7 protein-coding genes are annotated in these 9,954 nt (G+C 58.2%); 2 read left to right on the forward strand and 5 right to left on the reverse strand.

What is annotated here, in order from left to right; translation table 11 throughout:
* The coding region (ppsA, locus tag PG892_RS19805; protein WP_270825744.1) for a phosphoenolpyruvate synthase at positions 1–1,857 on the reverse strand (1,857 nt) is incomplete at its 3' end.
* A 307-nt stretch (positions 1,858–2,164) separates the two neighbouring features.
* Between ppsA and ppsR the strand changes: the two genes are divergently transcribed.
* Positions 2,165–2,977: a posphoenolpyruvate synthetase regulatory kinase/phosphorylase PpsR gene (gene ppsR / locus PG892_RS19810; protein WP_010675153.1), complete on the forward strand. Its 813-nt coding sequence runs from the start codon at positions 2,165–2,167 to the stop codon at positions 2,975–2,977.
* Positions 2,978–3,107: 130 nt separating this feature from the next.
* Here ppsR and PG892_RS19815 read toward each other — a convergent pair whose 3' ends face one another.
* Positions 3,108–3,383, reverse strand: a complete 276-nt coding sequence (locus tag PG892_RS19815) for a hypothetical protein (protein ID WP_010675154.1) — start codon at positions 3,381–3,383, stop codon at positions 3,108–3,110.
* 356 nt (positions 3,384–3,739) lie between these two features.
* Between PG892_RS19815 and PG892_RS19820 the strand changes: the two genes are divergently transcribed.
* Positions 3,740–5,116 (forward strand): amino acid permease, encoded by a 1,377-nt coding sequence (locus PG892_RS19820; RefSeq protein ID WP_010675155.1) that lies wholly within the window; start codon positions 3,740–3,742, stop codon positions 5,114–5,116.
* A gap of 161 nt (positions 5,117–5,277) precedes the next feature.
* On the opposite strand, the gene PG892_RS19825 is transcribed toward PG892_RS19820, so the two are convergent.
* The 3 genes from PG892_RS19825 to PG892_RS19835 all read right to left on the reverse strand — a co-directional run bounded on the left by PG892_RS19825 (position 5,278) and on the right by PG892_RS19835 (position 9,891).
* Positions 5,278–5,979 (reverse strand): SIMPL domain-containing protein, encoded by a 702-nt coding sequence (locus tag PG892_RS19825; protein WP_010675156.1) that lies wholly within the window; start codon positions 5,977–5,979, stop codon positions 5,278–5,280.
* A gap of 54 nt (positions 5,980–6,033) precedes the next feature.
* On the reverse strand, positions 6,034–6,591 hold the full coding sequence (locus PG892_RS19830) for a hypothetical protein (RefSeq protein ID WP_010675157.1): 558 nt from the start codon (positions 6,589–6,591) through the stop codon (positions 6,034–6,036).
* A gap of 87 nt (positions 6,592–6,678) precedes the next feature.
* Entirely contained in the window at positions 6,679–9,891 is a 3,213-nt protein-coding gene (locus tag PG892_RS19835; protein ID WP_270825745.1) for a type I secretion C-terminal target domain-containing protein, read from the reverse strand.
* Between the last annotated feature and the right edge of the window lie 63 nt (positions 9,892–9,954).

The raw sequence follows: 9,954 nt of genomic DNA on the forward strand, positions 1-9,954 counted from the left end.
CAGCGGGGCTGACGCCCCGGCGAAATTCCCCTCCCACCTACGTCGGAGGGAGTCCCCTTTCGCATTAAGATGATGGGGTTCGTAACCACGGCCCCCCACCAGGTTGGCGTACTCATTGGACTTGAAGTCCGACATCCGCACGATGACCCGCTCAGGCCAGAAGGCGGCCGCCAGGGTAGCGATCCCTTCCGTCAGCTTGGCTACGTAGAACTCCCTGGGGCTCTCGTAGCCCGCGATCATCCTGGTGATGGTGGCCTGGAGTTCCGGGGTCTGCTGATCGAACTCCAGCAGCGCCTTGGGGTGGACCCCGATCATGCGGTTGATGATGAACTCGAGGCGGGCCAGGCCCACACCGGCATTCGGCAACTGGGCAAAATCGAAGGCGCGGTCCGGATTGCCGACGTTCATCATGATCTTGATGGGCAGGCGCGGCATGTTGCCCACCTCGGTCACCGCCACGTCAAAGTCGAGCTCGCCGTCATAGATGAAGCCGGTGTCCCCTTCCGCACAGGAGACGGTGATGAGCTGACCATCCTGGATGTGGTCGGTGGCGTTGCCGCAACCCACCACTGCCGGAATGCCAAGCTCCCGGGCGATGATGGCGGCGTGACAGGTGCGTCCACCCCGGTTGGTGACGATGGCGGAAGCGCGCTTCATGATGGGCTCCCAATCCGGATCCGTCATGTCGGTGACCAGCACATCGCCGGGCTGCACTTCATCCATCTGGCTGATGGAAGAGATGACACGGGCCGGACCCGCGCCAATCTTGTGGCCGATGGCGCGCCCCTCGATCAGCACCTTGCCGGTTTGCTTGAGGGCAAAGCGCTCGAGGGTATTGGCTTCCTGGCGGCTACGCACGGTTTCCGGACGGGCCTGAACGATGTAGAGCTTGCCATCCTGACCATCCTTGGCCCACTCGATGTCCATCGGGCGACCGTAGTGCTGCTCGATGATGAGGGCCTGCTTTGCCAGGGCCATCACTTCCTCGTCCGTGATGCAGAAGCGGTTGCGCTCGGCATCGGTGGTGTCGACCACCTTCACCTGACGGCCATGACCGGCATCCCCGGAGTAGGTCATCTTGATGAGCTTGGAGCCCAGCGTCTTGCGCACCACGGCGGGGCGCCCGGCCTTGAGGGTCGGCTTGTGCACATAGAACTCGTCCGGGTTGACGGCCCCCTGCACCACCATCTCGCCCAGGCCCTGGGCGCCGGTGATGAAGACCACGTCGTTGAAGCCGGATTCGGTATCCAGGGTGAACATGACGCCGGAGGCGGCGAGGTCCGAGCGCACCATGCGCTGCACCCCGGCGGAGAGAGCGACCCCCTTGTGGTCATAGCCCTGATGGACCCGGTAGGAGATGGCGCGATCGTTGAACAGAGAGGCAAACACATGCTTGATGGCAGTCATGACGGCATCGATACCGCGCACGTTGAGGAAGGTCTCCTGCTGACCGGCAAACGACGCATCCGGCATGTCTTCCGCGGTGGCGGAGGAGCGCACGGCAAAGGATGCCTCGAGCCCGGCGCTCAGCTTGTCATAGGCCTCGCGCACCGCCTGCTCCAGAGCGGGCTGGAAGGGCGCTTCCACCACCCAGTCGCGGATCTGCTGACCGGCCCGGTTGAGGGCGGCGATGTCATCCACATCCAGAGTGTCGAGCAGGTCATGGATCTTGCCGTTGAGGCCGCTTAACTCCAGAAACTCGTTAAACGCAAAGGCCGTGGTCGCAAACCCGCCCGGCACGGACACGCCGGCCCCCGAGAGGTTGCTGATCATCTCGCCAAGGGATGCATTCTTGCCGCCGACGCGTTCAACGTCCTGCATACCGAGCTGTTCGTACCAGAGTACGTACTGTTGCATTTGCATGTCTCCAGGTTGGGGGGCCAGGGTGACAATTCACCTGCTGTGCCAAGTCGTGTGTTTTTGTTAGTGTCTGTTGCCAACGACCATGAAAACGTTTTCTATTTATTGTCAAAAAAATCCCCGAGCAAGAGTTGGGGATGGTCGTTTGACACAGGCATTCTACAATAGCGACACAAAAAGGTAACGACTCAGGTTTGCAAGCGAGTTCACAACTTGGGCATGGCAGATCTGTTGACAAAAACGATATGGTTTCGAGAGATACTTATTTCTCGCCGCCCCCTGGAGCGCACCACAGGAGTCCGCAGTGCACACCGTATTCTATGTATCCGACGGCACCGCCATCACCGCCGAAGTCTTCGGCCACGCCGTGTTGAGCCAGTTTCCCCTGGCCTTCGAACAGGTAACCATCCCCTTTGTCGAGACCCAGGAGAAAGCGCGCCAGGTACGGGCACGCATTGATGAGCAGTTTCGCCAGACCGGGGTGCGCCCCATCCTGTTTCACACCATCGTCGACCCCATGGTGCGTGAAGAGGTGCTCAAGGCCCAGGCCAGCAGCCACGATTTTCTCAACACCTTCGTGAGCCCTCTCGAACAGGAGCTCGGTATCAAGGCCGAACCCAGGTTGCATCGCACCCATGGCATGGAAAACCGCAAGCTGTACGACGATCGCATCGAAGCGGTCAACTTTGCGCTGGCCAACGACGATGGCATCACCACCAGGGAGTATGACGAGGCAGACATCATCCTCATCGGGGTCTCCCGTTGCGGCAAGACACCGACCAGCCTCTATCTGGCACTGCAATTTGGCATTCGCGCCGCCAACTATCCCTTTATCGAGCAGGACATGGGATCGCTGGAGCTGCCCGCCGCCCTCAAGGCCAATCGCCACAAATTGTTCGGCCTCACCATCATGCCGCAGCGGCTGCACGAGATCCGCAACCAGCGCCGCGCCAACAGCCGCTACTCCTCGCTTGATCAATGCAAACAGGAGCTGGCCAGCGTCGAGAGGCTGTTCCGCCAGGAGGCGATCCGCTTCCTCGATACCAGCTCCCACTCGGTCGAGGAGATCAGCGCCAAGATCCTGGAAGCGACCGGCCTTCGCCGCCAGCTCTGCTAACCTGCAAGGCTGTGACAGCACAACACACCATTTAAACAAGTCAGTGGCAAGATAACGAAACAGAAGAACAGGATGAAAAAATGATGCCAGCATCATCGCTGGCATCCCATCACTCGCGGGGCGAGCAGGCTCAGGGCTTGTTGAGTTCCTTGTTGTTCATCAACATGCCGTGAAAATGGATGAGTCCCCTGCCCTTGCGGACTCGCTCGCTCAGCCAGCAAGCTGGCACCATCCCCATCCCGGCAGCAAGGATGAGCACCATGGCGATGTGGTTCACCAGGTAATCCGCTCCCAACCAGCCCCAGACAACAAGGCTGCTCATCGCCATCGTCAGCAACATGGGGGATAGCCAGATCCCGAGCCAGAGCACGGCCATCACCAGGCCACCGACTATACGCTCCATCATATGAGTCCCTTTTTATCAAAGGGCAACAAGGCCATGAAAACCGGACTGAGTCAATAGATTAAAATCCACCCGAACACAAAACCAGCAACCACTCTCAAAACCCCTTCCCAGATCATGAAAAACCTGCATGGCGCACAAAATAGCAGCCAATGATGAGGAAAACAGGTGCATGGACGGTCGATTATCACTATTCTGCTCGGGTTGGTAGCCGCTACAAAAAACAGCCAGCGGCAAACCGTAACGATATAAATACGGATTTCGTCACGTTTTCGGCACAAGATGCCGCGCCAGGCAGAGGAAGTGCTGTGGCTGACGGGACGCGAGCCGAGTGATTTCAGCGACGTAAGGAAGGAAGCATGGATCTTCAACAACACGGCGAGGAGCTCAAGCGCGGTCTGAAAAACCGCCATATCCAGCTTATCGCACTGGGCGGTGCCATCGGTACAGGCCTGTTCCTCGGCATTGCCGACACCATCAAGATGGCGGGCCCTGCGGTGCTGCTGGGCTACGCCATCGGCGGCTTCATCGCCTTCCTCATCATGCGCCAGCTGGGCGAGATGGTGGTGGAAGAGCCGGTTGCCGGCTCATTCAGCCATTTTGCCTACAAGTACTGGGGTGACTTCGCCGGCTTCGCTTCCGGCTGGAACTACTGGGTGCTCTATGTACTGGTGAGCATGGCCGAGCTGACGGCAGTCGGTATCTATGTCCAGTACTGGTGGCCCGAGATCCCGACCTGGATGTCGGCGGCCTTCTTCTTCGTGCTGATCAACGCCATCAACCTCTCCAACGTCAAGGCGTTCGGCGAGATGGAGTTCTGGTTCGCCATCATCAAGGTGGTCGCCATTCTCGGCATGATTGGATTCGGCGGCTGGATGCTGTTCTCCGGCAGCGGCGGCCCCGAGGCCACGGTCAGCAACCTCTGGGCCCAGGGTGGCTTCTTCCCCAACGGCGTCGGCGGGCTGGTGATGGCAATGGCCTTCATCATGTTCTCCTTCGGCGGTCTGGAGCTGGTCGGCATCACGGCAGCGGAAGCGGACAATCCCGAGAAGAGCATCCCAAAAGCCACCAACCAGGTGATCTACCGCATCCTCATCTTCTACATCGGTGCCCTCACCGTACTGCTCTCCCTCTATCCCTGGGGCAAGGTAGTGGAAGGCGGCAGCCCGTTCGTGATGATCTTCCATGCGCTCGACAGCAACCTGGTAGCCAATGTACTTAACCTGGTGGTGCTGACCGCCGCGCTGTCGGTGTACAACAGCTGCGTCTACTGCAACAGCCGCATGCTGTTTGGCCTGGCCAAGCAGGGCAACGGCCCCAAGGCCCTGCTCAAGACCAACAAGAGCGGCGTGCCCCTGACCGCCATCACCATCTCGGCCGCGGCCACCCTGCTGTGCGTGCTCATCAACTATTTGATCCCGGGCAAGGCCTTTGGTCTGCTGATGTCCCTGGTGGTCTCCGCCCTGGTCATCAACTGGGCCATGATCAGCCTGGCGCACCTCAAGTTCCGCAAGGTGAAGGCTGCAGAAGGCGTCACCACCAAGTTCAAGGCACTGTGGAGCCCGTTTGGCAACTACCTCTGCCTCGCCTTCATGGCCGCCATCCTGGTGATCATGTACATGAACGATGGCACCCGCATCTCGGTCGAGCTGATCCCGGCCTGGGTCCTGGTACTCGGTATCGGCTATCTGCTCAAACAGAAGAGCCAACGCAAGCTGGCTACCAACCTGGGCTAGGCATCATGCCTCTCCAGCAAAAATGCCGGTCACTGACCGGTATTTTTTTATTCCATTCCCGTTTCACCTGACCCAGTTCGCGGCTCACTTGTCCTGCCAGCCCCTGCAATGACAAACCCGAGGGGTTGCCTCGGGTTTGAGTGATGGACAAAGGGGCTGTGTTATTCCAGCAGGAAGACGGCTTCTACATTGTCAGTGATGCTGATCTGCTGCTGTTGATAGCTGTTTTCCATCATGTCGGCGGCAGGGGCTGCCGCAGCCTTCATGGCACGGGTATAGACCGGCATGGGGGAACTGTTGCGGTATTCAACGCTATACACCTTGCCAAGCTTCATGCCGAAAGCCTTGGCCAGGGATTCCGCCTTGCTCGTGGCATCAGCAACAGCACCAAGCCGGGCCTGCTCCTTGATGACCTGTGGTGACTTCAGGCCGTACTCTATCTGGGTCACGGACTCCAGACCCGCCTTGAGGGCGGTGTCCATCAGCTGGCTCAACTTGTCGAGCTGGTAGAGTTTGACCGCCAGCTGACGCTGGGCACGGTAACCCACCATTTCGGGTTGCTTGTTCTGGGGATACTGGTACTCGGGGGAGATCACCAGATTGCCAGCCTCCACGTCGCTGCGCTTGATGCCCAGGCTCTCAAGCTGGCCAAAGAAGGCAGCTACCTTGGTATCTACCTGCTGTTTGGCCTTGATGCCCTGCTTCTCCAGTGCCGTGACGGCGACATTGAGCGTCAGCATGTCTGGTTCAGCCTTCTGCTCCGCATAGCCACTGACGACCAGATGAGGAGCCTGGGGAACCTCGATGGCAAGCAACGGAGCACTGACAACCAGCGCGGACAGGGTAAGAAGGGGACGCCACATAAAAAAACCTCCATCATTTAGATGGAGGTCATTATGCATGTCGTCGATTGGGATTCATATATCGTGTGTCGGCGGTATCTGGTCCAGCACCTGATTGGTCATGTCGATATTGATGCTGATCTCCCCTCCTCCTGAATTGCCATGACTTGTCATCACGGGAGCAGGCGCCTGGCTGCCAAACAGCGACTCATCCTCAAAGTGGAACGAATCCCACGACAGAACATGACCTTGTGATGGCAGATTCGGCTCGGACGTCGTCACGACGGCCAGCGCTCCCCAGTCAAGCTCCTCACCGTGGCTGAGCAGCCCCTGCAAGGAGGTATCACTCAGGCTCTGCAACGAATACTCCTGCTGCCCCCACTCATGGCCGACCAGCACCATCATGTGGGGCAGGGGGGCATCCTCTGCTGGCGTGAAGCTGATACGAGAAGCGGCAAAGTCCACATTCAGCAACCCCGCCACCTCACCATCTTCGCTCTCCAGCTCCAGACCATTGAGCGTGTCACCTGTCATCGTGGCCTGATAACCAAAGCGGCCGGTGCAGACGATATTGTCCTGCCCGTTCCAGCTGTAGCGAATGCCGTCGATGTCGACCCAGTTGAATGACTGCATGGTGACCCTCTCCTGATACTGCAGCTATCTTATCTGCCCACTCCATCAAATAACAGGGGCCGGGCACACCCGGCCCCCATACCCTGCTTACGGATCGACCTTGAGGTTGCCCTGATCCAGCAGATCCTGAATGACCTGCAGATTGGATTTACCGGCCGTCAGATCCACGTTGTCAAAGAGGATGGTATGAGTCGTGGTGCCACTTCCCGCTCCATCGAGATCAATGGTCAGGGTTGACTTGCCACTGCCCGGACCAGAAGCAAAGGTAAGGTAGTGATCCAGTGTGCTCGCATCGGCATGCTCACCACTGAGCAGTTCACTCAGGTCCAGGACATCTCCATTGGCCCCCGTGGTGAAGTCTTTGATGGTATCCGTGCCTCCTGCATCACCTGCCATCCATTTGAAGGTATCCTTGCCAGCCCCACCAGTCAGGGTATCACTGCCGGTACCCCCAATCAGCAGGTCATTGCCATCCCCCCCCAGCAGGATGTCGTTGCCAAGGCCCCCCGTCAGAGTGTCGTTGCCGGACTCTCCGAGCAAGGTATCGTTACCACTGCCTCCATCCAGCTGGTCGTTTCCGGTTCCCCCGACCAAGGTATCCTTGCCGCCAGCTCCTATGAGCAGATCATCACCGGCGCCACCCGACAAGATATTGTCCAGACTGTTCCCTGTTATGCTGTCCCCAAAATCGGAGCCGATGGCATGCCCTTGCGTGCTGTTGAAGGTCACATTCACAGCGCTGGCGGCGGCATCATAGTCTGCTGTGAACGGGGCTTCCGGCAACAGGCTTAGTCCGATATTCCTGTGGACTGCATCGCCGTCCCCGTCAGTCAGTGTGACTGGCAGTTGCAGACTGACCGGGATCCCAGGAGTGGCAACGCTGGAACCAAAGTCCCCTATCTTGAAGTCACTGCCCGCAGCGTAGTGGAATTCTAGGCTGTTATACCCATCCGCCGTGTAGGCAGCCAACTTGGTATTGCTCACCACCCCCACCACGGTTGCGACATAGGCCACACCAGCACCGGGATGATCATCACTGAAGTTCACTGTAAAGTTTCGCCCTCCCACGGAGACAATCTGCGACATGCCTGCAGCTATGCTGACAACCTTAGTCGAGCCGTTGAAGCTGATGGCCACCGCTGTCAACGACTCCTTGTTTCCATCGCCTATATCGTTGTCATTGTCTACATCCTGACGGGCAACGATCTTCACGCTGGATCCACTACTGCCGATTGCGGTAAACAGAGCCGAGGCACCATTGACGTCGTAGTGTGCCTCAAAGGCATGTGTGGCTGGGTCGCCATAAGACCCACTACTCCCGGGAGAACCTGTAAGATCGACAACAAAGTCGATCCGCATAGCCTCACCGAGGCCGATAGATGCTCCACCACTGATCCCCCCGGTATTGGCTGTGGTATTAACGGTACCGCCGTCCACCCCACCCGTCATCGCCGTCAACAGCAGATCCTTGCTGTCATTAGCCACAGCGGTGAATCCAGCCCAAGGACCGTTGCCACCGACGAAGTTATAGCCACCACCATTAAAGTCTATCGTAGTCTGACCACCATCAACCTCTCCTATCATCTGGACTTGGTAAGTGGCAGAGGCAGGCTGCAAGGTCGCGATGAAGACAGTCCCTGCAGCCGTGGCAGCCGTGAGAACTGTTCCGTTTGAGGATAACGAATAAGTAATGGACAACCCACCCGACGTCATTCCGCTATTGATACCATTCAGTGCACTGTCAAAGCGGATACTCCCACCATCTGCTCCATAATTGTTTGCCAAGGTACCATCACCATCCAGCAGGAAGGTGCCCGTCACGCCCGATTGGTTCAGCATGACCCCCACAGCAGGCGTTATCACGAAGGGCACATCATCTTCCACCTGGACGATGAAATTGCGGATCAATGCGACATTGTCCACGCCTTCATGTGCGTTAATCACGCTGGACAAGTTGAGGGCCTTCAGCTCCAGATCGTTTCCATCTCCCTGAGGATGATCAATGGAGCCTTGCAGGGTGAAGGTGTAATCCCCATCACTTTCCACCTGCAGGGTGAAAATGGGTTTGCTGCCAGCAATGGCAACCAGCGTATCGACCCCGGCACCATGAATGATGCTATAAGTGATCGCCACGCCCCCCGAGGTCAGTGCAGGCAGTCCTGCCGTCAACCCCATGCCAAAGCTGACCCCCACACTATCCACCACCATTTGCGCCAGAGACCCACTGACCGTCGTCAGCAGAGGATTGTTGCCTGGCAAGCCTGTGGGCAGGCCGTCTTCAAACACGGAGGCGACGATGGGGGACGTATCCAGTACCAGGATTTTCAGCTGGGCGCTGGAGGTATCGCCGTCCGAATCCACGATGATGTAGGTGAAGACCTCCTGGGTATGAGCCACCACATCATTGGGGGGTGAGTAGGAGTAGGAACCGTCCGCATTCACGGTCAGTCGGCCCCCTGCCGGCGTCGGGATGGGACCCGTTGTGCCGCCTTGCACCAGGAAGGTCACGACATTGCCGTTGATGCTGTCGGCCACCCCGGCATAAGCAGCCGGATTGGTGACGGTAAAGCTGATCTGCACTATGGTCACGAGGCCATCGGCACCCGCAACATCCACACCAGCACTGCCATCTACGTCGGTGATCACGTTGCCGGTCGCCGGTGGCGGCACTGTGGCTTGCAAGGTGGCATCCAGGTCATTGATGTTATCGACCAGGGTCACGGTGTCACCGTTGTCCTCCACCAGGGCCAGTTGCGAAATGGCCGATGCGTTGCCACTGACGTTGAGGCCAACGGCATAGACCTCCACGTTGTTGTTGTTCACAAAGCTTGTCCAGCCTGCCGGCACGTTGCCCTCATTGGGTGCACCATCCGACAGGAAGTAGACCTTGGTTTCGTAACCAGCCAATGCCGGATTGGCTAGATCGGCTGTCAATTGGTTCTGTGCTAATACAAGAGGCGCATTGTAGTTGGTACCACCGCCATCTGTTGGCAGGCCGGAGATGCTGGCCTTGGCCACGTCGGTATCGCTCGTCTGCGGGATCAGCAAAGCACCACTGGCAAAATCGATTACTGTGATGGTCAGGGGAACCCCCAGAGCCACATAAGAGTCAATCATGTGGTTCAACGCACTCTTGGCCAGTTCCAGACGATTCGGGGATCCATTAGTGGTCGTGCCTATCTTCCAGAGCATGCTGCCCGAAGTATCGATCACCAAGACGAGGTTGAATGGAGGCAACCCGGCTTCCGTCACCGTAACGCTGTTATCCTTCGCCGTCGGCACGTCATCCACGATCTGCACGCTCAGGGTGTTCGAGGCCGAGTCCCCGTCGCTGTCCACCAGGCTCACCGCGAAGTCTTCGAA

This window comes from Aeromonas sp. QDB68 (assembly GCF_027707405.1).
GTDB lineage: Bacteria > Pseudomonadota > Gammaproteobacteria > Enterobacterales > Aeromonadaceae > Aeromonas > Aeromonas caviae.